We start from the raw sequence: 25530 nt of genomic DNA on the forward strand, positions 1-25530 counted from the left end.
GGTCGTGACTGCCACACACCTGAGCACGGTGAGCCAGGGTGCACGCCGATACGTTAAAGATAACTACGACACGTTACTGAACCAGGTCAAAGGGGGCGGTAACGTCACGGTAACGGGGCAGACCCTACGGGATAAAGGGTATTTACCGCCGGGTTTTTCCCTGACCAACAATAATACCCAGACCTATATCCTCGCCGTGACGCGCAATCCCACGCAGACCGACAAACTGGTTGCCTTTGTGTTGACAGCCGGCGGTCAGGACATTGCATTCAAGGGGCAGCGGTATATCGCCCAGAACACCTCTGGCCTTGGGGGATATATCTATCCCGCCAATATTGCCAACGGTGCCGGTGGTGGCTGGCAAGTCAACCTGTCGAGTCTGGGGCTCAGTGGGCAGAGTGGTCACCTGGTGGCCTACCTGACGTCTGATGTATTGGCCGGTGGGGCAGAAGAAAGCGATCGCTTGTATCGTTTCAAAGTTAACGGCCGTCCCGACCTTAACAAGATGCATACTGCAATTGATATGGGCGCCAATGACGTGAATAATGCGAATAATATCAACGCTAAAACGGGTAATTTTAGTGAGGATGTTAACGGTAAACGGTTAATTGCTAATGACAGCGTTTGGTCCAGCGGGTGGATCACCGCTAACGGGGATATCCGCAGTAATAGCGGCTGGCTTATTACCAAGCATGGTAAAGGTTGGCTCAATGAAGACCACGGCGGGGGGTTCTACATGGAAGATAACGATTGGATCCGTTCGGTGAACAACAAGGGGATTTATACCGGTGGCCAAATCAAAGGCGGGACCGTTCGTGCTGACGGACGGGCATCAGTCGGTGAATATTTGCAACTTGATGGTACGGCAAATGCAGGGTGGGGATGTAGTCCTAATGGACTTGTTGGCAGAACATCTGAAGGTGTTCTCCTCTCTTGCCAAAATGGGATTTGGAAATCATTGGGGGCACTAGATACATTTAATGTTACTGGCGCAGAGCAATGTGAGAACCTTAAGGAATCGCGGGCATATTGTCCGGCAGGAACAAAGTTAGTATCCGGAGGATATAGATTATCCCGCTGGACGGTTTCAAACATTCTTAACTCTCCAGATGCGGCTTTTCCCGATGTAAGTTCGAATAGCTGGGTTGTAGTTACTCCAAATAATGAGTGGCGTACAACCTGCTTCACATCTATTGCAATTTGTTCAAAGTGAATTCACGTAGTCAAGAGGTCATCATTATAATATAATGATGATCTTTGCAATTGATGAAATAATAGCCATGACATCGAGTAAATTTAACAGCATCCAAGCCCTCAGGGGGTTGGCAGCACTAGCAGTAATGCTATTCCATTTCCGCTGGGCCATAAACAATGCATCCCCCGGTCTTGGTGATAAATTATTTGGTTGGGGTGCGATAGGTGTTGATCTGTTTTTTATAATTAGTGGCTTTGTTATTACACTATCTGCCAGTAAACTAAAACCTGGTATTCGTTCTGCTGTTTCATTCCTGAAAAAAAGGGCAAGAAGAATTCTACCTGCATACTTCTTTATTTTGTTGGTTACTTTCCTTCTATCTGGAGCCATGAGCACTTTTCACTACCCAGAGAAGGTAAGCAACTTGATAAGCGCATTAACCTTCACCCCAACGTTCGATAATAATGCACCTTTTTATATCGAGGATAATGGGTTTTACGGTGTACGCTGGACACTTAATTATGAAGTTATATTTTATTTGGTAATGGCATTCTGCTTAATAACCAAGTACAGATGGTTGATGTTGTTTGGGGTTTTTATTTTAAGCCTGGTGGGGGCACCTCTTTTAACTGGCCAGCAGTTGACCCTAAGCGTATCGGGTTATCAGTTTGGGCATCCATTGTTAAACTTGGTTACTAATCCGATAATATTAACGTTTTTAATGGGTGTTGCTTTTGGTCTTGTTTACCCATACACAAAAAACATAAGCATAAAAATCCGTATTTCCATATTGATTTTATCAGTAATGCTTACTGGTTATTGCCTGCTGTTTTCGTCATTGATCGGCCATGGCGTAATGATGTCTGGATGGTATCTTTTTATTTTATTTGCAGCCATAGTATTAAATGACGGCATCATAGCCAAATATATACCCACCTCGCTAGTTACCTTGGGTGAGATTTCATTTTCCCTCTACTTAATTCATTCATTAATGAATAACGGCATTGGAAGCCGATTGGAAAAAATGGGTGTTATTGATGATGGGATCCTGAGATTTGTTGTATCTTGTGCTATCTCCATCGGCCTAGCCTACTTGTCGTATAGGTTTATTGAAAGACCTTTGAGTATGAGAAAACAAAAACCACTAAGACATGAGACTGTGTAGATAATAAAAGGGGGCGCAACGCCCTCTTTTATCACATGCAGATTTATATATATCAATAAACCTCACAATAAAAACCTACAACTAGAGAATTTCAGAGAAAAAAATTATCCGAATTTATTTTTTATTCCGCAAAATCTGTTAACTCACGCAATAACCTCCATTAAATGCCGTATTACTGCAGGAATATCTATGATGAAAACCACGTATCTGGCCGGTTTGGCATTTATTTTGCTGTCCGGTTGTCAGGCACAACAACCTCACACGACTAGCCCACAGCAGTTACTGTCCGTATCAGACGATGCTTCACGCATTTACAGTACTCAACAACAACTTTACCTGAACGGCGCACTCAATCAGAAGTCTGCCCGGTTCCCAGATAGCTTCACGGCGAATAGCGATCGCCTCTCACTGGACTGGGAGGGTGACGCCATTGAACTGCTAGCCCAACTCGCCCGCCAGCGCGGGCTTAATTTTGCTTACAGCGGCGTTCGCCTGCCGCTACCAGTCAGCGTACACGTCAATAACATCACGTTCGAAAATCTGCTGCGCCAGTTGGAAACGCAGATTGGCTGGCGTGCCACCCTGAAACAGCAACCGCTGGAACTGCACCTGTATTTCTCCCTGCCGGATAAAGGAGGTCGCCTCGCATGAAACGACAGCTTCTTGCAGGCCTGCTGCTGTGCATTGCCCTGCCTGCGTTTGCCGAAGACACTCCACCGACGGATATTTCCGACTACCTTAACCCGGCAGTGAATGATTTCAACGGTCTCAGCGATACCGTCTGGCAAATGCTCAATGATGCGGGCCAGACGGTCGGATTTCAGGGAGGTAAAGCCCAGCGCGCCTGGGAACTTCGTCAAATACTAACCGCCCGCGACAGCGTACTGAACAACATGTACGACTTCAGACCGCTTATCAGCAAACAGGGTTATCTACCGCCAGTGATCGCCACGGCGAGCGACATGGCACACGTGACGCCAGATCAGATCCGGTCAGCGTACCGCACCTATAACATTCTTGTGCCGGCACGCTTTGTCAGTAATCCACCGGGATGGCGCACTTGGCTTCTGCCAGGACTCGCAGCCAGACGGATCGACGCGCCAGACGTCAGCGTCCGACCCAAAAACAGCAAGGAAAAAACTGTCTGGGAAGACGCCGTACGCCGAGGATGGGAAGAAGGTCGCCTCAGTGCCGACCGCACGTTGGAAGCCAACTTCAACCGCCTGACCCGCGACTTCACCGGCATGCTGCGTTATTCCACCCTGTTACAACAAGGCATGATTCAAGCACCAGACGTTAAAGAAACCCAGCAGAGCGTCACCGGCACACGTGATGAACTGATGATCGGTGACAAAGTGAAACGCATTAAAGATCCGGCCAGTTTTGTGGTGGACAAAAACCAATGGAAACCAGCAATTCGTAAGGGGGCACAATGACGTTTCCGGCTTTTGAGTTTCATAAGCATGGAGGGATAAATGGAGACAGCTTGCGGACATTCCTGGTTCACTGCGCACGCCACGGGGTATCCGACATCTTTCTTCAAGGGGGCGGCCCCCTGGTGGTAGATCTGCACGGCCGAAAGGTCAGGGGCAGTGAGTTTCGTATCGAGCCGCCCCAGTTGGCGCGCCTCATGGATGAAGTGTTCTCTGAGCAAATCAAAGGGGACCTGAAAGCCGGTAAAGGGGTCGACCGAGCACTGCAGCTGACGGGCGACATGTACAACCGTTACGGGCTTGAGCGCGGCGAACGTCTTCGCTTTCGTTGTAACTTCGTACAGGCAACTATCGGCGACTATGACATGGTGCCGGCCCTGACACTCAGGACCATCCCGACGGTTATCCCGCAGCTGGAAAACTTGGGGTTGGAAGAGGATTTATTCCCCTGCCTTCTGCCGCATAAAGGTCTTGGCCTGGTTGTCGGGGAAACAGGATCCGGTAAATCCACTATCCTGGCGTCGATTTATCAGTACTGCGCATTGCACGACCCCGATCGCAAGATAGTCACTGCAGAAGACCCGATCGAGTTTCTTCTGAACTTCCCCGACGCGATACTGATGCCAGAGCAGTCGCAGATAGGCAGAGACGTGGCCTCATTCGCCGAACACCTCCGCCTTACCCTGCGTCGTGCACCGGGCGTGATTGGGGTCGGCGAGATTCGTGACCCTGAGACGCTGAACGGCGCCATCATGAACGGTCAATCCGGACATGCCTGCCTGTCCACCATGCATACCAATTCCCCTGGGGAGACTATCCCCCGCGCCCTGATGCTCGTTCCAGTAGAGCAACGTGAGGCCATGGCCCACAACCTGCTCAGTAACCTGCAGTACGTCATTGCCCAGCGGCTGCTGCGCACGACCGACGGTAAACGCCAATCCATCAGGGAATATCTGGTGTTTGACGACGAAGTTAAAGAGGCGCTTGGCCAGCTGGATTACACCCAGTGGCGTGACTGGATTGACCGCCATCTCAGCGAACGCGGGGAACGAATGGCTGACAAGGCCTGGCGTCTTTATCAGTCTGGTCGCATCGACCGGAAAGAGCTGCTGACCGTTATCAGTCCCCGTGAAATCGACAGGAGGACCGCAATGTGAAGATATGCGAATGGCGGGATGCCGGACGGCGGCTGGAGATCTTCGGTATTCCGGTGCTGCTGTTTGCCTTGTATGCCGCCTGGTTTCAGTGGCCTGAGACCAGCACGTTATACATCATCACCGGCATCATCCTCTTCTTTCGGCTTCTCTCATTCTTCGGCTTCACCATCACCGTGCTCTGGCAACGATTGGTTTTCCGCATACGTGGCCAGCGTCTGACCGGGCGCCCTTGGTGGTATCAAAAATTCTTTGAATAACAGAGGGACAGAACCATGCAGAAACGCACGTACCTGACTATCACACGGGATAACAAAAAGGACGCGATCCGCGCAGCCGGTCGTCTTCCTAGTGGTGGATACCCCCTTGAGTATGATCGTTCAGAAAAACTCTGGTTTGCAGTGGCTGACGCGGACCTGGAGAAGGTGAAAGCCTGGTTGCCTGCACATACCGTGACGGACCTTAACCGGACCATTACCGATAATCTGACGCCAGCAGAAGAATTCGCACAGGTGCTCAAGGACGCGGGCTTCATTCTGCCCGGCAACGAACTGCCTGAAATGGATGGGAAAAGACACAGGGTAGCTACGGAAGATGATAAACCAGGAGCCACTTCGGGTGTCTATCAGGGCTTTCTGGATGGCCGACCAGCGGGCTGGTACCAGGATCACCGGGCAAGTGAAGGCAAGGTGAACTGGACCTCCACCGGCTCACATACCTATGACCCAGCAGAAGCAATTAAGCAGCGGGCGCTGGCTGCTCAGAAACGCTGGGACAGGGAAATGCAGTCTCAGGTGGAATTCACGCAGATTGGCAAAAAGCTGACACAGCAGTGGAGCAAAATGCCCCCCGCGCCGGCGTCACACCCTTACCTTTCCCGCAAGGGAGTACCGGCGACAGAAGGGGTCAGGCTGGATAAGTACGACAACCTGGTCATTCCCCTGCGTAACAGCGGTGGAGACATACGAACCCTGCAGTACATCAAGCCTGACGGTACCAAGAACCTGAAAAAAGGCGCCGAGAAAACCGGTAACTTTTTCGTTGTCGGTGGATCACTCAGTGCGAGTCAGCCCATCCTCTATGCCGAGGGTTACGCTACAGCCGCAAGCCTTCATATGGCCACCGGGATCCCCGTCGTGATGACGGTGGATGCCGGCAATATGGTGACAGTGTCACGAAAACTGAAGGAACAGTATCCCGACGCGGCTCACATCATCCTAGGTGAGGATGACTTCACCAAAAGTGATAACAAGGGCCTGAACAAGGCCCAGGAAGCAGCAAAGGCCATCGACGGAACGTACATCATCCCGCAGTTCACTGACGGTGAACGGGCACAGGCCTTTTCCGGTACGGCTTCATTCAGTGATTTTAACGATATTCATGCCTCCCGTGGACTCGATGCCGTTCGCGACCAGTTGGCGCCAGTACTTGATCCTTTACTCCCTCATTGGCGTCAGACCTTCTCAGAGGAAAACACCATGCCAGATACGAACCATCTGCAGGACACCCCAGCAGACAGGCAACCAAACGCGGTGGCCATGACTGATAATAATGTCACTCAAACCGTCACAGACGCCGCACCGATACTGCCTCAGGAACCCATCCCGATACCGGCTGAGGAAAAGCCAGTATCGGAGGTGATTGCATCCCCCCTCTCGGAACCGCAAATCCCGGTGCAACAACTACCAGAGAGCAACACCGTACAGGCAGAAGTCATCTCGCCATTGGCTGAACCCACACCGTCAGCAGGCCAGGAAGTGCCAGAACAGCAAACACCATTACCACAGCAACCAGAGAACGGCACCACACAGGCTGAGATCATTCCACCATTACCGGACCCCGTTCAGCAGCCAGCGCAGCCCCTCCCTGCACCTTCTGACTCTGCCGCACCATCCGGAAACCCGGCTCCTGGAACAAAGTCCGAAAATGGCTTTAATTTCACTTTTGGCCGCCTACCTGGTGATGTCAGCCCCCCGGAATCCTCCGTCACACCAATTAACCTGGATGAGCTGCTGCAGGGGCTGACCAGTCGTCAGGACGGGCAGACCTGGGTGTATGCACTTAATGGCGAGGATGCGTTCCGGGATTACGGCGATCGAATTGTCATGGCCACACCACAGGCCAGTGAGAACGATCGCATGATACTGGCGGCTCTGCTCTCGGCAAAAGCGAACCAGCGCGGTGCCGTGGAAATCACCGGTAGCGATGACTTTATCCAACGCACCCTGACGTTGATTGTCGATCACAACATTGACGTGCATCTGAAAAATCCGCAGCAGCGGGAACAGTTCGGAGCGCTGCTTAAGGCCCGGACTGAGAACGCAACCCAACAGAATGGACTGAATATCGGCACGGCAGACACCGCAGCAGGTCCGGCGCCCACGGCTACGCAACCCGCACCAGGGGAAAAGTCACCCACTCCTGACGCCACTATACCGGCGCAAAGCTCGGGCCCCGTAGTCTCCCCGATGGAGGCACCAGTAAATAGCGGAGCAGCCGTTCATCCGGCAGCACCAGAGCTCAGCATTCCTGAAAGAGAGAGCCTGCGAACCGGTCTCACCGGTAAGCTGCTCGATGCAGGTAAGGCACCGTACCAGTTCGATAAAAACAACACCGACAGTTTTTATCTGCAACTGCGTACCAAAACCGGCAATAAAACCTTCTGGGGTGTCGAACTGGAGCAGGCTCTTAAGGACAGCGGTAAGCAGGCAGGCGATATGGTGAAACTACAGTACCTCGGCAAGAAACCGATCACCATCAACGTCCCGGTCGCCAACGACGACGGAACAGTTACCCGTTATGAACGACTCGAAACGCACCGAAACCACTGGGCAGTCACACCGGCGGCAGACAACCGCCTGCTGGTCGCGGACAAAAACGCCGTTGCGCCGGCCGCGTTGTCCGCCTATGACGGCAACGTCTTCTGGCAGTTGCAGCAGCAGATCGTTCAGTCTGCACAACTGTCCGTCTCGGTACCGAAAGCCATTGGCCACGGTCTGCTGTACACCGGACCTGATGGCAAAGGACATGTCGCACCTGAAACACCGCCGGCAGACGCGCCAGTGCCGGAACACTCAAAAGCCGCAGGCTCGGTGGTGATGCAGGCACTGACCGCTGACGGTGAAATGCTGGCGCATCTGGCCAAAGGACACGGTGACTATCTGCAGGGTGTTGTCCGTCATGAAGGACAACTGCACAACGTGTTGGCCCGGATTTGCACCGGGGATAACGGCCATACCTTCCTTGCCCTGAACGCTGTTCAGGACAACGGCTCACCGCAGCTTATCGGTCACGCCTCTGCAGTGAATTCGTTGAAAAATGGTATCCCCAGCTACGACACGTTTGCCTTCCAGATGAAGGGAGCGGATGCCCCAAAATTTGCCGTTCCTCTAGTTTCCCCGGAAAAGATCCCGCCGGCCTTGCACAGCAAACTGGGCTTCTCTCAGGCATATACACCGCCGAAAGCTGAGGAACCCGTTCAGGCACCTCGTGCGCAGGTTAAACCGGCTCAACCACAACCGATGTGAGGTCATCATGCGTCGTATACTTTGCTCCACCCTCCTATTTCTGGCGTGTCTGCCTGCAGCTGATGCCGCATCATGCCGGGCGGGTACCGCCGCACAGGCTGGCAGTCAAGCCGGCTACAACCGGGCAAAAGAAGCGGCAGAAGCCTGGTCACAACGTCAGAACAACGTGTCTGCGTCACTAGGAGACTGTCTAGGGAATATCTCCACCACCATCACCGCCCCGACCTTCCCAAACCTGGCCGATATAATGAATCAGATTGGCCAGAAAATTTGTAAAGCTGCCCGGGACAAAATTAATGATTATGTCCCATCCACTATCGACCCCTGGGGAGATTTACCGTCGACGGCCGGACTCTCATCTTACGGCGTAAGTGTTCCATCCCCCCGCTCTCAGCCGGTCATGCAGGTGACAGCACCGGTGGCCTCAGGCACCAGTGGCGGAAGTTCCTCTTTCATCTCCCTGAACTGACGGAAACTATCCAGTGAAGAAACAAAATTCAGTCTCCCCACGGGAGGCCTCTTCGGCCACAGCTGAAGAAAACGCTGAGCTTGAAAAACGTATGGGGCCCTTCATGGCAACCCTGCAACTTCAGAAAGAGCGCATGCTCGATGCTGACTTTGCCCGGAGAACGTTGAAAGTTGCCCTTATCGCATCAACAGTCAGCCTGCTTCAGCTACCGCTGACGGCTTGGCTGGGGTGGCAAGTTGCTCACCCCCCCACAAAATACTTCGCCACGTACAAGGGCAGTGTGCTGGCGCAGTATCCGACGTCGGAACCAGCCTACACGGATGATGACATCGTGGATTTCGGAGACAAACTTATCCGAAGCGCTTTCCAGCTTGATTTCAAAAACTACCGCGTCCAGATAAGTCAACAGCAGCAGAAATTCTCAGAAGCCGGATTTTCCAGTTACTACGCGGCACTGACCGGTTCAAATCTGTTCGACAAGGTTGTGAAAGAAAAAATGCTGATGTCAGCAAATATCACCCGTAAGGGCATGATTTATCGCCGTGGCCGGGAGGGTTCAAATGGTCCTTACATGTGGGACGTGCAGTATCCGGTCACCCTGAGCCTGGATGGTCAGACCCGCAGTCTTCCGCCACAGACCTTTATTTTCACCGTCCGCATCCAGCGAACTGACGTCAGCGTAAAACCGGAAGGTATTGAAGCGGCTTCCATTGTCACACGCGACGCCCGTTAACACTCTCAGGTATTCCCATGAATAAACGAACTCTTACAGCAGTAGCTCTGCTGCTTTCGGCCACGTCCGCACTGGCAGCAGAATGGGTGCCGGCACGTTCCGGAACCTCACCCACCACTAATTTGCCTGCAGCGCCGTCACCAACCCCCACTCAGGCACAACCCGCCCCGGAGGGACAACCTGTGGCGGCTACTCCTCCACAGAACGATATTACCGCCCCACTTCGTCAGTACGCGCCACCGGCACCGCCGACAGCAGAACAGGCGTGGGCCATGAGTCAGGTCAATCCGTTAGGCAGCCAGCAGGGGGTAGAAATGCTGGGCGAGGCGATGGATGGCGCCAGCAGGGGACGTGCATGGCAGTCTGCAGATGTGGTACCGCGTATTTCTTCTCTTACCGTCAACCTGTCCCCGGGGGCCTCGCTTCCTGTATTACGGACCACCACCTCCCAGGCCAGTTCCGTGATGTTCACCGATAACACCGGCGCACCATGGCCACTCGCTGCACCACCGTATAACGGGAACTCAGAGGGCTTTGTGGTGAACTACATCCCGGACAGCAGCGTGATGACTGTTCAGGCCCAGCGGCAGTATGACCGGGGCAACATTACCGTGTACCTGAAAGGTCTGCCCGTTCCCGTCATCGTTGACGTGAATAGCGGTGAGGCCTCGGATAAATCAAAGTCCCGTATCGTCGACGGCCGACTGGATCTGCGCATTCCGCAACAGGGCCCTCAGGCGAAGCGCATGCCGTCAGGGCAAGCAAAAATCGGCCTCAACGATGCCACACTGCAGGCGTTCCTCGATGGTGTACCACCCAAAGAAGCCCGTCGTCTGAAAACTCAAGGCACACTGCCTTACACGCAGGTCTGGCAGATGGGCGACGACCTGTATATCCGCACCCGCAGCGAGATCCGTGATGAATTCGAACTTACACAGTCCTCCGGAGATGGAACCTGGCTTTATAAGCTCCCCCTGACCCCGGAAGTGGCGTTCTCAAACGCCGGTAAAACCGTGTATTTGTCCATTTCTCTGGAGTAACTATGTCCGCCGAAAAAGACGTCAGCCGGGACGTGAAAAAAACCGTCATTATTGTCGCCACGGTCATCTTCAGTGTGATCGCCGGCGGCTTTCTTCTGGTCTCCTGGGTGAGTGCTCCCCCACCGGCAGCGTCCCGGATCAACGTGGACAAAGCGGCGGGAGGCTCCGGTAAAACGGCCCCAGAAAGTGCGCAGTACCGGAAAATCCTCCGCGAAAATAATGCGGATGGCGCCCAACAGGCCCAAGCCACAAATGGCAGCTTCATCTCCTCGGTGGAATCCGGCACCGTGAGGCAAGTTCCTCCGATATCACGGGAGCCAGCCCCGCTACCGGACCCGCAGCCCATACAGGTTCAGCAATATGCACCGCCACCGATTTCCAGGGACGCCATCGTTGATCCCGATAAGAAAAAAGCGCTAGAGGCCCTGATTAAGGAGTTGGTCGCCCAGCGCCGCGCACCATCCGGACAGTTGGCCAGTGCTGCTGGGGCAACCAGTGCACAGACTGGCGGCAACGCCCTTGGTGGTGCACAGAGCAATCCCTATTCTGGATGGACAGAAAGCCTGACACCAGTGAGTGTCAGGAACGGTTCGTCAGGGCCTCAGCCCGGAAGTACCAACCGCGTAGTTATCCCGATCGGCAGCCGCCCTGGAGCCATGATTGATACGGCCATTGATTCGGATAACACCAGGTCCCAGGTGTTGGCGCACATTCCAGCAGGTCCCTATGCCGGCGCGACGCTCACGGCCAATGGCGTGCAACTCGCCGGCGATGGCGTTTCTATCAATTTCACTAGCATGAGCTGGAACAATGATACCTGGCGTATCAATGCTTGGGCAGCGATGCCGGATACTCTGCAGTCTTCTGTCGCGTCCGAGGTCAGTAATCGATACGCGACACGTATTCTACTGCCCGCGCTGGCCAACGGCCTTGGACTGGGGGGCCAACTGTATGCCAGTGCTAACACTCAGATCATGAGTAACGGGTTCAATACCCTTGAAGGCCGCGTTGGCATGCCTGATGGTAAAGCAGTGGCTGGTACCGTACTCGGTGGCGCTGCGCAACAGGCAGGCCAGGTCATCGCCAGCGATGCCCAAAAACTCCCCGTTAAACAGGTCCTCGTTAATCGCGGCCAGAGTATCGCCGTGATCTTTATGTCTGCGGTGAAAGAGAGTGATAAGGAAACCAACACACCGACGGACAGCGCACCGACAGGTGTACGGCTACAACCTGCTGGCACCTTTACCCCTGCCTCTCATCCCTGAAGAGAAACGCCATGAAAGATGAATATTTTGACTCTGACCTTGAACTGGAGGACTCGGTGCTACCCAAAGTGGGTCCGGCAGAAGACGCCGACACAGAGGGCATGGTTTCGCTTCCACCGGCGGTGGAGGAAACGCCCCGCAAGCGTCAGATTATGGGGTATGACCTGAGTACCTTGCTTATTGCTGGCACCGCGCTAATTGCCCTGACCGTTTATGCCGTGTGGCCAGACTCCCCACCACCACAGGCATTTATTCCCGATAATACCGTTCAGCAGGCACCGCTGAATCATGCAGAGCCGCCTTTCACACCGCCCACGCCTGAAGTGACGGACACGGATCCACCTTCACAGATGGACACGGCTGACACCATGCCGCCAGCAGTAACGGAAAAGGAGACCGATGAAATCCGGCAATACGGCGTCGCCAATCGGGAAGCGATTACGACACTGAACGGGCGCCTGAGCAATGCAGAACGGCGACTGGCATTACTGGAAGATCAGCTTCGATCACAGCAACAGCGAGCCCCCCTCACCAGCACAGCAACTGCAACACGGTCAGCGAAAGCTACCACCACGCCGCACCGGGTAAAACGCACGGATCAAAGCACCGCAGTCGCCCGTTCCACAGGCAGTGTGAAAGGTTGGCGCGTTCACACTCTCTACCCCGGTATGGCCTGGATAACTCATAGCGGCAGCACCTGGTCCGTTCGCCCCGGAGACGTCCTGCAAGGGCTGACTATCCGCAGCATCGATATCCAACGCCGGGTTGTGGTGACAGATAAAGGCAACATCCGACAAGAGGACTAGTAAATGGACGCCATTCAGATCCTGGTTCACGTGGCGGACAACCTGAAGAGCAGCGGGATCCGTCTCATTCTGGCGCTCGGCTTTATGTTTGGTCTCGCCGGTTGTATCGCCACGCTTGTCTCTGTGGCCCGCCAGTCACGCAGTGGCAAACCGGCCAGCGTGATGAAAGCGCTGGTTTCGGTCTGCTTAGGCGGCGCCCTGATTGCCCTGCAGCAAATGATGAACAAAGCCGCACATACCCTGAACTTCGGGGATGTTTCCTTTGATGCCATTGCCTATGCCCCTGACTCCATGGGGCAAGCCAAGCTGGCCATTGATGCCGTTCTCACGCTGCTGCGTGCGGTCGGCGTGTTGTTTTTCTACATGGGTGTGGTTCGCGCCCGGCGTTCCCTGGTTGACGGCCACACCGGCCTGTCAGCCCGGGAAGACGTCTCTACAGGCCTGGTGATGGCCATCACCGGCATTCTCTTGGTCTGTAACCCCGAACTACTTAATGCACTGCAAAAAACACTGGGTCTCACCTGGAATTAATTCAACAACAAAGAGGTAGTAATAATGCGTAATTTCACACTGTTCGTTTCCGTTCGTCTCTGGCTGTCTCTGCATGCAGCGCGTGCTGCTGCTGTCGCTACACTCAGCGCCATTCTAGGGACATTCACCCTGCCAGCTTGGGCTGCAGATGATATGTTCGGCATGCTCGATAGCGTGGCTGACGGTGCGGATAACTCAGGGAAAAGCCTGTTGAAACTGGCTAAGTTTGGCGGTATCGGTCTGGTGCTGGTTGGTGTAGGTCTCTGGGTGGCCAAAAAGAAAAACCCGCAGATCACCTGGGGTTGGATCCTCACCCCGATGGGTGCCGGTTTTATTCTGATCGCCATTGACCAATTCATCAAGAAAGGCCAGACCACCATCAAGCTGAACCCAGTTGACGTAGGTTAATCCATCACCCTCCCCGGTATTTTTGTATCGGGGAGGGCTCCATCAGTAAGAAGGAGTCCGGCCTTGAACACCTGCCTGGAAAACGCCAGCATGATTTATCCGGTAATGCTGGAGCCCTGTCTACCCGACTATGAAACCGATGCGGCTGCCCCGGTCATTCGTCTGGACGAACCGGATAATCTCACCTGCTGTGAACTACTCACCCCTCTGGCCAGCCAGCTCTGGCACTGTGGCATCACCCGCCATGAAGCAGGCTACGACTGTGATGTGATACTACTCCCACTGGAGCCCGTCACAGACCTGCTGAAAAACCAGCCGTCATCATCCTTAACGGAGCAAGTACTGAAGGCCTGCCGACGTTGGAGCAGATTGAAGGTCGAGTTTATTAGGCTGACACTGCCGCGCAGGCAGGAGAATTTCGGCATCGAGCAGCAGGTATGGGGCCATGAATCGGCAGGTTACCCGCCGGCCCTGCGTCGGCAAGCACGGCAACTGACCGGTGACTGCTGTGATTTCTGCCACTACCAGAGCAAGCACAATTCGCTGATATTCCGGGACAACAATCCGGAAAACCAGGCAGAAAACAATCTCGGCGTTGCCTGTGCGGTCTGCGCCTGCAGTCGTCATCTGAATCGACTAGGAGCCAATGATGGAGTCATGGTGTATCTGCCGGAGCTGGCCCCTGCCGATTTGAGTCATCTGCTGAGAGCTGTCGTCATTGCGAGGCAGCAGGGGGATGAACGCCAGAAACAGGGGGCATCTCTTGTGCTTCGCTGGCTGGCCGAACACCGCAAAGAAGCAGAATCATTTTGGGGAACCAGTCATCCTGGCGAATTTGGGCAGGCGCTGATGCAGGCGCCAGTCAGGCTTCGGGAAGATCTGCAGCAACGCCTGCGGCACATTGCGCTCATTCCCAACCCGGACCTGCTTGCCCGGCATATCGGCCCGGCCGCGCTCACCCCGAACACCTGGCTTGCCCTGTTCAATCAGTATCACAGTCTGGCCTGACAGCCCCTCAGAGAGAGAAACATCCATGAAGAACCCGTTAGTGTCCGCAATGAAAGGGGTGGAAGAAGCGCTGGCTTATGCTTCCCGCTATGCACTGGGGCATGACTTTACCCGCTACTGCGATCTGCAGACGGTCATTGGCCTCACTGAGGACGACATAAAGCGCCGCCCTAGAATGGCCTCACCGTATATTTTTGTCACCGAAGAAGGGCATTATGCCAGCGTATTCGAAGTTGAAGGAACTTACTGCCTGTTCAACGAACAACAGGCCATTACCGAGGAAGAACGTCGTGACAAGGCCCTGTTCAGTAACTATGTCCAGCGGCTGCATACGCTGCTGACCAGCGAATTTCAGGACGTTGGCCATAAACTCAGTTTTGTCTTTGAGCGTGATCCAGATAAAGCCGAGGAAGAGCTGCGTAAACTGTTGTCGCACCAGTACCGAGGGCTTAAACGTATGGGCCTCGACCTGTCGGATATCCTTGACGAGCGCATTGAAAAAATGGCGCCCTTTGTAGCCCGTGAGCGCGCTTTCCTGGTGGTATATACCGCGCGTGAAGCGATCTCTTCCTCCGAAATCCGTGATGAAGAAAAGCGGCGTGAAGCCGTGATGAAGTCTGCCCCAGGCGCGCGATACGGGCAGAACCCACTGTTCCACGAACTGGAAGGACTGAAGATCCGTCACGATACCTTCGTCACCACGCTGGAAAGCCAGTTTTGTCAGGGTGACTTCGGAACACGTATTCGCCTGATGGATGCCCGCGAATTCGGGCTGGATCTCCGTGAAGAGGTAGAGCGTGAAAGTACCTCCCCTGACTGGCGCCCTTTCTTGCCTGGTGATGTCACCTGGCCACATGGCGTGCCAAAGGGATATGACCACTCCACGCTCCTGGCACCGCACCTTCGCTACCAACTCTTCAACAGTGAGCCAAAAGTGGAGGGTAACTTCGTACGTCTCGATGGATACTGGCACGCAACCCTGGCGCTGTCTTTGGGGCCACAGCATCCCGAAACCTTCAGCGAGCTGTTCAGTAAAATGAGTCGTCACCTCCCCTGGCGCATCCGGATGGACCTGATGCCAAACGGTCTGAAAATCCTGGGAGGGAAAAAGGTCGTCCTGAGTATGGCCGCACTGCTTCCTCCGCTCCGTCCGGTATATAACTCCGTTCAATGGCTTGAGGAGGCTAGTAAAAGCGATCCGGTCTGTGCCATGACCATCTGCGCCAGCACATGGGGACGGACAAAGGAAACGACCAAACGAAACCGTACGTTGCTACAGAAAGGTCTTCAGTCCTGGGGAGTCTGTGAGGTCACCAGTACATTCGGTGACCCATTGGGTGCCTGGGTGGCCACTCTGGCCGGCGCCAACGCCCTCAGTATTCCGTCGATGATGTTCCCACCGTTATCTGCGGCGCTCGCCCTGCTGCCCCTGCAGCGTCCTAATACGCCCTGGGCGGATGATGCCAGCATCGTGTTTTCCACACCGGACGGCAAAATTTTCCCTGTGAAACTGGCCAGTACGCTGCAGACAAAATTCACCGAAATCGTTGCTGGTGAACCGGGTACCGGTAAATCAGTCGCGCTTGGCGCACTCAGCGAAGCGATCCTGTTTTCCGGCCAGAACAGCCTTCCGTTCTTGTCCTACGTGGACAAGGGGTTTTCCGCACTGGGGGTAATCCGGCTTATCCAGGACGCTCTGCCACCAGAACGTAAACATGAGGCGGTTGGCCTAGTGCTGGAAAATAGCCGTAATCACTGCAAAAACCCTTTCGACGTTCAGTTGGGGATGAAATACCCACTGTCTCCAGAGAAGGAATATCTGGTTAATATCTGCGAAACACTCTGTGTGAATCCGGAATCCGGCATTCCCCCAAACGCCCAGGACTGTCGGCAGATCCTGAGCAAAATCATCGATACCGCATATGAGAACAATGCGGATAAGGACCCCATCCGCTACGCGCCAACACTTGAACCTGACGTTGATGCCGCGCTGGAAAAAACAGGTCTAAATCATAAATTTGATGAGCATTGGTGGAAAAAAGCCACGTGGTATGAGGTCCGGGACATGCTGTTCGCCAAGGGCGAGATAAAAGCGGCCACCCGGGCACATTACCAGGCAATGCCGGAACTGAGCGATCTGCAGGTTTACCTCAATGATGCAGATGTGCGCATGCAGTTCGATTCCATCACCCGCGACGGCAGTGGTGAAACACTTCTGTCCTATATCGGTCGCTGCCTGTCTGATGCCCTAGGTACTTACAAAATGCTGGCCAGCCGGACGGTTTTCGAGCTCAATTCGGATACCCGGGTAATTGCCATTGACCTGAACAACGTTGTCGGCGGAAAAACCCGTTCAGGTCAGGTGAAAACTGGCCTAATGTACCTGTACGCGGGTCAATTGGCAGCCGGTCATTACGAACTCCCACAGTACCGTAATGAGTTGATGGAGCATCTGCCTGAGATGTACCGTCCTTTCCATCACGAACGCCTGACACAGTTGGCGCAGGAGGTAAAAACCAAAATCTATGATGAGCTCCATAATGCGAAAGACATCCCTTTCATCATGAACAAGCTGGTCACTCAGGATCTTGAAAACCGTAAGTTCTTTATCCGCACCGTACTCAGCTCACAGTATTTAAATCACTTCCCGCAAGAGATCCTGAAGTCCGCTAACAGTATGTACCTGATGCAGATCAGCCACGAAGACTTACCGCTTCTGACGGAACACTTTGGCGTGCCCGCGCACACGGCCCAGGCCTTCCGCCATATCGGCTCCGGGGCCTCTCCCGACGGTAGCGGGACCCACTTTCTAGCATGCTTCCGCCTGAAGACTGGCCGGGTGGTACAAATCCTGAAAAACACCCTCGGACCAAAGGAGCTGTGGGCGCTGAACTCCACCCCGAAAGATGCACAACTGCGCGATCAGCTGTATGACCGACTCGACGGGACTACCGCCCGCAGCATTCTGGCAGCGGCCTTCCCAACCGGCAGCGCGGAAAGGCTGATTGATCTTCGCCAGAAAGAAGCAAAAGAAACAGATCACAGCAACGTCATCAACCGTCTGGCCAGCGAACTCATTGCCGAACGCGGCCTGCAAATCTGACCCAGGAATTCCCCATGAGAAAATCTGTCCTTACCGCCTGTATTGGCGGCCTGGTGCTGTCTGCCTTTCAGGCCTCAGCCTATACAGTGAATGTTAACAGCAGTATTCCTATCACTACAGAGGTCGTACCGCAGTTGAGCACGGCCAATGCCACCCTGGGCAGTATTCTCTCGACAGGGCAACAAATTGGCGGGGCTATCAGCTCCGGCAACGACAAGATTGCCGCTATGATCCAGCAGTCCACGGAGAACATGCAGCAATACACCACGTATGCGCAGCAGGCGCAAAATCTGGAGACGGCGCGCCGCAGCTACACGGTACCGGAAACCATCTGCAGTGAATCTGCCTCCGGGCAAGCTTCACAGATAGCCCGCCAGGCAGGTGCCAAACAGGCCAGCCTCTCCAGGGGCGATGGCGTCAGCAACAGCTCCATTAAAAAAGCGTTGTCGTCAAAACCTGATGCCCCGGAAAAGGATCAGTTCACCACGGCAGACATTCACCGAAAATACTGCACACAAGAAGATGCCGATGCTTGGGGGAGCATGTGTAATGGCGTCTCTGATTTGCCAGGGGGCGATAAACAGATCCGCTCTCTGTTGGGCGGCGCCGGCGCTGAAGATAAGGTTCCGGATCTGACATTCACCCAGGAGCAGACGGATGCAGCCATGATGTACCTGAAAAACTCATCACGTCGCAGCGTGGGTCGTGCCCTGAAAAAAGGGGAAGTGAAGACCGACAGTGGCCTTCAATACATTGGCATGATGACCGAACATGACGCCATTCAGAGTGCAGCTGAACAGCCTCAACTGGCCATGGTCGCAGCCAGCCAGCCCAACGAAGCCACTAAAGACGTGCTGGCCGAAACCCTGCAAGCCCCATCCAGTAAAGCATGGTATGACCAGAACGCGTCTGCAGAGGCTAAACGCACCGGCACGATGTCCCTGCGTGAATTCGAATCGTTTGAAGTCAATCGACGATATGCCAATACCGACTATCTGACCGACCTACAGGAGATGGATGGCGACAACCTGATGCGCGAATCCATTCGTGTACAGAGTCTGCAAAATGCCCTGTTGTTGGGTATCAAACAGCAGTTGCAGGAGAATGCCATTCTGTCTGGCCAGCAGTTGAGCCTCAGTAGCGCCCAGTACTATGAACCCCGCCTCGCGCAGAAACTGCAGCAGGCAGCAGCCGGAGCCACCCGCTGATGAAAAAGATCTATAAAGTCACCTGGTATGCCGCCAATGTGTTGCTTCCCCTGTCAGAAACGGCCCGCATCTTGCGGACCATGAAATATTCAGGAAGTAAACTGGCAGAGCAGGCCCGCCGCCTGAAGCAGGAAAAACAGACGGCTTCTAATGAAATACTGTCCTTTGATGAGGCACTTAGAATCAGTGGTATGAGTCACGAGACACTGATACGACGTTATCTCAGCACCAAACGGATCTGGCTGATGCTCTTTGGTGTAGCGGTGATCTTCATCGTGTTACTGCCATTCGCAACGCTGATGGTTGAGGGCCCTGTCTCGGGTACCCTGATAGTCCGAGTCATGAGCATGGCATTCATGCTGGTCGGATTTGCCGGGCTGATGTTTGCACGTGCCTTGAATAGTCAGTACCACCTGTGGCAGTTGCAGGCCCGCTACCTCGGGACATTTGCTGAATGGAAAGCTGCCGGTCACTGGCTACGGGATATTTTCAGCTGGCAACTGCGCTGAGAGGTCGCTTCACCCTTCGATGACTCCCGTCCGGGAGCCGCTTCAGCCGTACTACGGAAAACTCTCCATGAAAAGATACCTTCTTCTGGCGTCAGCCTTTGCGCTGGCCTGCCTGGTGCTGCCGGCATTCGCTGAAAACATCAATTTTGACACGATAAACTCTGCGGCAACCCGTAACACCGACCTGTCCCGTCAACTGCTGATCATGGTCTTCGGTGATGTGGTAAATAACCCGCTGCAGCCCGCGAACGTAAGCTTTATCGGCCAGTTGTATGGTGTGTTCAATGGCATCATTGCTGGACTCGCGTTTATCTGGTTTATGGGGATCACGCTACGGGCAACCGTACTGACTGGGAACCGGGGTAAGGTTTTCGGACGGGGCACCACGATGATGGCACCCGTTTCCTCTCTGGCCGGGTTCATGGCCATGGTTCCAACGCCTTCCGGATGGTCTATCGCCAACCTGGCATTTCTCTGGATGTCTTCCATCATGGGCATTGGCAGTGCCAACCTTCTGGTTGATAAAGCCGCAGACTCCGTGATGGAAGGACAGTCAATGATTATGCAGCCGGTCGCTGGCGAAACTATCTCAGCGGCCCGCGGCATTTTCGATATGTATCTCTGCAAGGCCGCGCTGAACACTGAACAGTCGCAAATGCATCAGAACGGTAGCAGCGGTACTCCCCCCATGTCGGTACAGCGTTCAACTGACAATAGAGAAGTCCGGGTAACGAACGGCAGCGCTATCTGCGGCAGCGCCAGACTCCCGGAGACCACAGACAATACCTCCTGGTTCTCGTTCAGCGTTCCTATCAACTCTGGACCTCTGGAGAATGCACAGAACACCGCGTTCAATACGATTAACAGCACGTTATCGAACAGTGCTGATAACTTTGTTAGCGCCTGGCTCAACTACCAGGATGGTGGGCAGTCCCAACTCCCAGACGTTGAGTCACAAATCCAGCAGGCGGCCAGACAATACGAGGACACCATCAACGCGGCAACCTCTGCAGTCAACAATGAAGGGGCTATCCGGGGAGAATTGGCCACCTATCTCAAGCAGAGCGGCTGGATCTCATTAGGTGCCTGGTATCAGTCGTTTGCCACCGCGAATCAAAAAGTAAATAGTGTTGCTAATCAGAGCCCTATCGTCACGGGACCTTCCAGTGTTGGTGAAGTTGGCGTTGGACGGCTGCAGGAGGAAATTAAGACAGCCCTATTGGCTCAGAAAAAAAACTCAACGTTTACTCCACCGTTGGGTTCAGTAAACATGCCTGGCAACGACAACATTGATGATGGACAATCGGCTAACTCAACGTTGCTGAAAATACTTAATAACTCTTACGGGATAAAGTTTGCAAATTTCATTGTTCATTCAGTTATGGATGGTGAAAACTCCAATAATTCCAGTCAAGTTAACCCGCTTCTAAAAATGAAGTCTATCGGCGATTACACCTTAGGTGCGGCTCAATCGACTTTCGCTGCATTTACCATTGCAAAGGGGCTCGTTGACTGGGGGAATGGAACCGGGGTGGGAAAAATAGTCAATGCTGTATCAGGTGCAGGCTATTTGGCAAAAAGTGTTATTGGCTCTATCGCCCCAATTGTCTACTTCATCCTGCTTATACTACTGAGTATTGGATTTTCCCTTTCAATTTTTCTTCCATTCATACCTTTGATTTACTGGATCACTTCTTGTACGTCATGGCTAGGAAGCGTTCTTATTGGTACGACAGCAGGAACATTGTGGTCGGCAACACATATAGGTACTGAGGAAGACAAAGGTAGCCGCGCTAATTATGGTTATATATTCCTGATTGATGCCGCCATTCGCCCATCATTGATGGTCTTTGGCTTTTTCTTTGCCAGCCTGGTTGTGGTTGCTATCGGGACATTGCTCAATATATTAATTTTGCCCGCAATGGCTAATATTCAAGCAGACTCCATCACCGGACTAACCAGTATTATCGGTATATTGATGATTTACGCTCGAATTTGTACCACGCTAGTCTCTTCAGCGTTCAGTTTACAAGTATACCTGCCAGATTATGTCATCGCGTGGTTGGGCGGACGCGAGGCGGCACAGATGATGAAGGGTGCTGTTGAGTCGGCCCGGAACATGTTTGCTGGATTTGGCAGTAAAGCTGTCCATGCGCCGGGCATTAAACGGATGGATCAAAACAAGCCTGGGGGCAATTCTGACGGCTTCAAATAACCCTGTTGCCCGAGAAAAACCGGGCAATAACCGTACAAAAGACTTGTTAATAGGTTTTAAAGTGGTAAAGTTTAACCTATAAAACGGTTTTTACGGGGAGAGCTACATGCCTAACATCATTCATAGCACCATGACTGCCAGCATCACCGAGCTGAAAACGAATCCAATGGCCACAGTCAACTCTGGAGAGGGGTATCCGGTCGCCATTTTGAACCGCAATCAGCCTGCGTTCTACTGTATCCCTGCGGCACTGTACGAACAGATGCTCGATTATATTGATGATCAGGAGCTGGCAAACCTGGTCAAGGAGCGTTCGGAGCAGACACTGCATGATGTCAATCTGGACCGCTATGTATGACCTACAAAGTAAAGTTCAGAACTGATGCGCTTAAGGAATGGAATAATCTCGACCGTTCCATTCAGCAGCAGTTTGCTAAAAAACTAAAGAAATGTACTGAGAACCCGCACATACCCTCAGCTAAGCTGAGGGGCATGCCGGATTGCTACAAGATTAAACTCCGTGCATCCGGCTTCAGGCTGGTTTATCAGGTCATTAATGATGAGTTAATTATTGCTGTCGTTGCTGTTGGGAAACGTGAACATAGCGAAGTTTACAACCAGGCCAGCAAACGACTCAAATAAAATATCAGGATGATTCATATGACGGTTAAACATGTAGATACATATTCAAAGAAGTGGCCAGTAGCTTTTGTGGGCACGCTTTCAGGGATGTATTTTATATTCGGCCTTCCAATTCACATTGCCCTGGCTGCCTTTATATATGCCTATGCCAAGTTCTATGGCTTCCAGCAGCCTGACATTACACTTAGTATTTTCATTTGGGTTTCTTTAGCCTTAACTGCCATTCTTATACTGACAACAATTTCTAGACAGAAAAAAAACATCAAGGCGTTTACCTCTTACTTTAGTGAAAAAAATTTCAACGAGGCAACTCCGTCCAACACAGCTAAAAGTTGGACCGGTTTAAGTTATCTGGCTCTCGATACTAAAAATGGAACGATACTGTATATTAATCACCCAGACACCACCATCTTTAACTTTTTCGTGCCTAAAGATGTTCGTGTTATGGGATTTGGCATGCACGACTGGAAGTCAATTGAGGTGGAAGGCAAAACGCTCACGATCTACACAGGCAAACCTGAGCTTCCATCTATTAGCATCTCGACCGGTAAAGCAAACGAGTTGTATGAGAAAATCAACGCCATGCGCAACCAGGACTGGACTTATGAGAACAACGTTCCCGGTTATGTAGAGCACCAGGCTAAACGCATTGCCGATGAACATGGTCTTAACTTGATCCTACCTCCCAACTAATTTCATCCTGCAGTAACTCAACCTTATGACGTCGGGGCACCCTTTTCAGGGTGCCTCTTCTTTTGCTTCTGCAAAATACCAAAGGCTTCCCATGGCGCAACCCATTCGCAACGATGTCCATTCAGGCAATGACTGGACAATGGCTGCTATCGGCCTGATTGTCACGCTGATCATCGCAGCCCTTTTCTTTCGGCAAATAACCATTGAATACATCACAACCCTGCTCTACTGGATGTGGAGTCTGGCAGACTTTCCCCGATTCCATGCTGATGCCACCTGGCGTATAAATCTGCTGGCCACCACTCACAATAACGCGGAGACGGTCACCTGGTCTGAATTCTTTGCTGTGATGGACGTCACCGCCGGCATACTGCTGGTCGTCCTGATCCCATTGGCCATCGTCGGCATCATTGCCGTTCGGCGCCACCAGGCCAGCCGGACCCGTCGCGATATCTCCATCCATTCACTACCGCGCATCATGTCGAGTTTTTCTCCAGCGATTATTCCAGCCCTGACCTATGGCGATAAAAAAAACCAGTTGCTGAACGTCGATCCCGAGGAGCATCGCAGCGCCCAGTCACCGGACGAATTCGCCATCGAGCATAAGCTGGTTGTAAACAACCGGCTCCGCCGCGACCTGGCAGAGGCACTCTTTACCGCTCAACTAGGCACTCCATTCGCTGATGCGGATAACGCCTTTGAGCAGTTTAATGACCATGAGCGCGCCATGTTCACCATCTTTGGCCTACAGCATTTCCTTGATAAACGGTCTGAGGCTGAGCAGTTGCTTGACGTGCTGAACCGTTCAACGCTCAAGTCAGACCGCAGGTATCGCAATAAAATTGGCTACCCCAACCTCTCTCTGGCAAATCCAGCTTTCCGGAAAGTCATCGCATCACCGGCCGCGCAGACCTGGATCAAACAGTATCGCTATGCCCGGACAGCCATTGCCGCGCTGCATGATAACGACCTTCATCTTCCCATCAGGCGCTACCGCTGGCTGAAAGGTCTGGACAGAACACTCTGGTATGCCTTGGCGTCAACCGGTCGCCCCTGGCCGTTCGTTGAGGGCGCCGCCGTGGTCAGTCATTCCCACTGGGAGAAGCTGGCTGCACGCTATCGGGTACGACTGAGTAAACCCATTTTGACGCTAGCCCTAGACGGGCTGGAACACGACCTGAGAAATATTGGCGCCGTCGTTGATGACACCCCGACGGCAGCTCGACCTTCTCTCGATGAACTAGAGGACGATGATGACGCTGAAGACAGTGGTGAGTCTTCACCACCGACCCCGGCAGTTGAACAACATGTCCACCGCCACGTAAATTCCTTACGCCCCAAAATGAGATAATCCCATGTCAGAACATAAAGCTTGCGACACCTCTATTGAAATTAACGGCCAACACCTGCAGGTGCGACTTAATGGTCACAGCCTGTTTAGCCTGTATCGTCCTTCACCCGATCGCTATCTGCTGACATTGGAGCAAGATAATGGGCAGTACACCATCTGGATGCGCCAGCCCTGTAACGTATTTGCCAGATTGTTTTCAACCGATGACCCTGAGCTGGCCAACAACATCATGAACATCACGGCTGACGCGCTACAGCGCATGGCCATGAATGAAATCCAGCCCCCCCCCCTGCGTCGTCGTGGCGTTGTCCGACTGAAATACGCCGGCGCGATATTTGCCGTGGCGATATTTGCCGTAGCGTGGGCTTCATGGCTCAGCACGCTCCCTCACCCGCCAGAACTGACCCCGCAAGCGGCTGCCGAATTGTCTTCCATGATCAAATCAGCAACAAATACACGACAGCTGCCTCCGCTACTAACTCCGGCCCCGATCGAAGCGCCAGTTAATCCCTCCACTGCAGAGATAACACCACCGACACAACGCAGCACACTTTCGCCAGAAGATGCGGCTGAGGCCCGCAGGATGTTAGCAACCCGTCTGAAAAATGGTGCCTCCAGAAAGGAATTTACCGTTAGCCTTTCTTCTGGTCATCCGCGATCCCTGTTCGTCTTCGCGGATCCTGAGTGCGAGAACTGCCGCATTTTCGAACCTACCGTTCAGGCTCTGTCAGAACAGTACAACGTTGAAATTTTCCCGGTCACGCTGATTGGTAAAGCACGAACCGCAGAACGTGTCGTGCCGCTGTTGTGCTCGCCAGCGGAAAAGCGTGCCGGCATGTGGCGCGACCTGTTTGACGTTGGCGCCGGCATGCTGAACCCGGCTAAGAAAGCAAAATCTGAACCTTCAGCCTGCGAAGCTGGCCAGAACGCCCTGGCCCGTAACGACCTGGCGTTTGAACTTTACAAACTCCCGGGCACACCGACGGTTATCAGCGATGACGGCCGTCTGATCCCGTTGCAGGCCATGACCAGCGATACCGCTCTGCAGGTGTTCCTGAACAGCGCACAATGAGGA

24 protein-coding genes are annotated in these 25530 nt (G+C 53.3%); all 24 read left to right on the forward strand.

What is annotated here, in order from left to right:
- A partial coding sequence (pilV, locus tag A6U95_RS14000) for a shufflon system plasmid conjugative transfer pilus tip adhesin PilV (protein ID WP_241810657.1) occupies positions 1 to 1213 on the forward strand: 1213 nt, incomplete at its 5' end.
- Positions 1214 to 1247: 34 nt separating this feature from the next.
- Positions 1248 to 2360: an acyltransferase gene (locus A6U95_RS14005; RefSeq protein ID WP_059202124.1), complete on the forward strand. Its 1113-nt coding sequence runs from the start codon at positions 1248 to 1250 to the stop codon at positions 2358 to 2360.
- Between the two features lie 192 nt (positions 2361 to 2552).
- Positions 2553 to 3011: a DotD/TraH family lipoprotein gene (locus A6U95_RS14010; RefSeq protein ID WP_059202205.1), complete on the forward strand. Its 459-nt coding sequence runs from the start codon at positions 2553 to 2555 to the stop codon at positions 3009 to 3011.
- Complete coding sequence (locus tag A6U95_RS14015; protein WP_059202125.1) at positions 3008 to 3796, forward strand: type IV secretory system conjugative DNA transfer family protein; 789 nt, start codon at positions 3008 to 3010, stop codon at positions 3794 to 3796. The genes A6U95_RS14010 and A6U95_RS14015 overlap by 4 nt, the downstream gene beginning before the upstream one ends.
- On the forward strand, positions 3793 to 4950 hold the full coding sequence (gene traJ, locus A6U95_RS14020) for a plasmid transfer ATPase TraJ (RefSeq protein ID WP_059202126.1): 1158 nt from the start codon (positions 3793 to 3795) through the stop codon (positions 4948 to 4950). The genes A6U95_RS14015 and traJ overlap by 4 nt, the downstream gene beginning before the upstream one ends.
- Positions 4947 to 5207, forward strand: coding sequence for an IcmT/TraK family protein (gene icmT / locus A6U95_RS14025; protein ID WP_059202127.1), 261 nt, complete (start codon positions 4947 to 4949; stop codon positions 5205 to 5207). Before traJ ends, icmT begins: the two co-directional genes overlap by 4 nt.
- A 15-nt stretch (positions 5208 to 5222) precedes the next feature.
- Positions 5223 to 8474 carry an LPD7 domain-containing protein gene (locus A6U95_RS14030; protein WP_059202128.1) on the forward strand — a complete coding sequence of 1084 codons (3252 nt, stop codon included), beginning with the start codon at positions 5223 to 5225 and terminating at the stop codon, positions 8472 to 8474.
- Positions 8475 to 8481: 7 nt separating this feature from the next.
- Entirely contained in the window at positions 8482 to 8943 is a 462-nt protein-coding gene (locus A6U95_RS31345) for a hypothetical protein (RefSeq protein ID WP_071926308.1), read from the forward strand.
- A 13-nt stretch (positions 8944 to 8956) separates the two neighbouring features.
- Positions 8957 to 9676 carry a DotI/IcmL/TraM family protein gene (locus A6U95_RS14035; protein WP_059202129.1) on the forward strand — a complete coding sequence of 240 codons (720 nt, stop codon included), beginning with the start codon at positions 8957 to 8959 and terminating at the stop codon, positions 9674 to 9676.
- Between the two features lie 17 nt (positions 9677 to 9693).
- Positions 9694 to 10716 (forward strand): DotH/IcmK family type IV secretion protein, encoded by a 1023-nt coding sequence (locus A6U95_RS14040; RefSeq protein ID WP_065684910.1) that lies wholly within the window; start codon positions 9694 to 9696, stop codon positions 10714 to 10716.
- A 2-nt stretch (positions 10717 to 10718) separates the two neighbouring features.
- Positions 10719 to 11981, forward strand: a complete 1263-nt coding sequence (gene traO, locus A6U95_RS14045; RefSeq protein ID WP_059202130.1) for a conjugal transfer protein TraO — start codon at positions 10719 to 10721, stop codon at positions 11979 to 11981.
- An 11-nt stretch (positions 11982 to 11992) separates the two neighbouring features.
- Positions 11993 to 12787 (forward strand): hypothetical protein, encoded by a 795-nt coding sequence (locus tag A6U95_RS14050; protein WP_059202131.1) that lies wholly within the window; start codon positions 11993 to 11995, stop codon positions 12785 to 12787.
- 3 nt (positions 12788 to 12790) lie between these two features.
- Positions 12791 to 13318: a conjugal transfer protein TraQ gene (gene traQ / locus A6U95_RS14055; protein ID WP_065684911.1), complete on the forward strand. Its 528-nt coding sequence runs from the start codon at positions 12791 to 12793 to the stop codon at positions 13316 to 13318.
- 24 nt (positions 13319 to 13342) lie between these two features.
- Positions 13343 to 13726, forward strand: a complete 384-nt coding sequence (locus A6U95_RS14060; protein ID WP_059202132.1) for a DUF6750 family protein — start codon at positions 13343 to 13345, stop codon at positions 13724 to 13726.
- Between the two features lie 63 nt (positions 13727 to 13789).
- On the forward strand, positions 13790 to 14734 hold the full coding sequence (locus A6U95_RS14065) for a hypothetical protein (protein WP_059202133.1): 945 nt from the start codon (positions 13790 to 13792) through the stop codon (positions 14732 to 14734).
- 25 nt (positions 14735 to 14759) lie between these two features.
- Complete coding sequence (locus A6U95_RS14070) at positions 14760 to 17837, forward strand: conjugal transfer protein (protein ID WP_059202134.1); 3078 nt, start codon at positions 14760 to 14762, stop codon at positions 17835 to 17837.
- Between the two features lie 14 nt (positions 17838 to 17851).
- The gene (gene traW / locus A6U95_RS14075; RefSeq protein ID WP_059202135.1) at positions 17852 to 19045 is read left to right on the forward strand and encodes a conjugal transfer protein TraW; all 1194 of its coding nucleotides are present in this window, start codon (positions 17852 to 17854) and stop codon (positions 19043 to 19045) included.
- On the forward strand, positions 19045 to 19554 hold the full coding sequence (gene traX, locus A6U95_RS14080; RefSeq protein ID WP_059202136.1) for a conjugal transfer protein TraX: 510 nt from the start codon (positions 19045 to 19047) through the stop codon (positions 19552 to 19554). The genes traW and traX overlap by 1 nt, the downstream gene beginning before the upstream one ends.
- Before the next feature lie 67 nt (positions 19555 to 19621).
- Complete coding sequence (locus A6U95_RS14085; protein ID WP_059202137.1) at positions 19622 to 21769, forward strand: DotA/TraY family protein; 2148 nt, start codon at positions 19622 to 19624, stop codon at positions 21767 to 21769.
- A gap of 106 nt (positions 21770 to 21875) precedes the next feature.
- A complete protein-coding gene (locus tag A6U95_RS14090) occupies positions 21876 to 22127 on the forward strand; it encodes a type II toxin-antitoxin system Phd/YefM family antitoxin (RefSeq protein WP_059202138.1) in 252 nt (83 codons plus the stop codon).
- Complete coding sequence (locus A6U95_RS14095; RefSeq protein WP_059202139.1) at positions 22124 to 22411, forward strand: type II toxin-antitoxin system RelE/ParE family toxin; 288 nt, start codon at positions 22124 to 22126, stop codon at positions 22409 to 22411. The genes A6U95_RS14090 and A6U95_RS14095 overlap by 4 nt, the downstream gene beginning before the upstream one ends.
- Before the next feature lie 18 nt (positions 22412 to 22429).
- Complete coding sequence (gene excA / locus A6U95_RS14100) at positions 22430 to 23104, forward strand: plasmid IncI1-type surface exclusion protein ExcA (RefSeq protein ID WP_059202140.1); 675 nt, start codon at positions 22430 to 22432, stop codon at positions 23102 to 23104.
- Between the two features lie 91 nt (positions 23105 to 23195).
- On the forward strand, positions 23196 to 24455 hold the full coding sequence (locus A6U95_RS14105; protein ID WP_059202141.1) for a hypothetical protein: 1260 nt from the start codon (positions 23196 to 23198) through the stop codon (positions 24453 to 24455).
- Between the two features lie 4 nt (positions 24456 to 24459).
- A complete protein-coding gene (locus tag A6U95_RS14110; RefSeq protein WP_065684912.1) occupies positions 24460 to 25527 on the forward strand; it encodes a hypothetical protein in 1068 nt (355 codons plus the stop codon).
- The last annotated feature ends 3 nt before the right edge of the window (positions 25528 to 25530 follow it).

Origin of the sequence: Serratia sp. 14-2641, from assembly GCF_001692375.1 — a bacterium.
GTDB classification, from domain to species: domain Bacteria; phylum Pseudomonadota; class Gammaproteobacteria; order Enterobacterales; family Enterobacteriaceae; genus Chania; species Chania fonticola_C.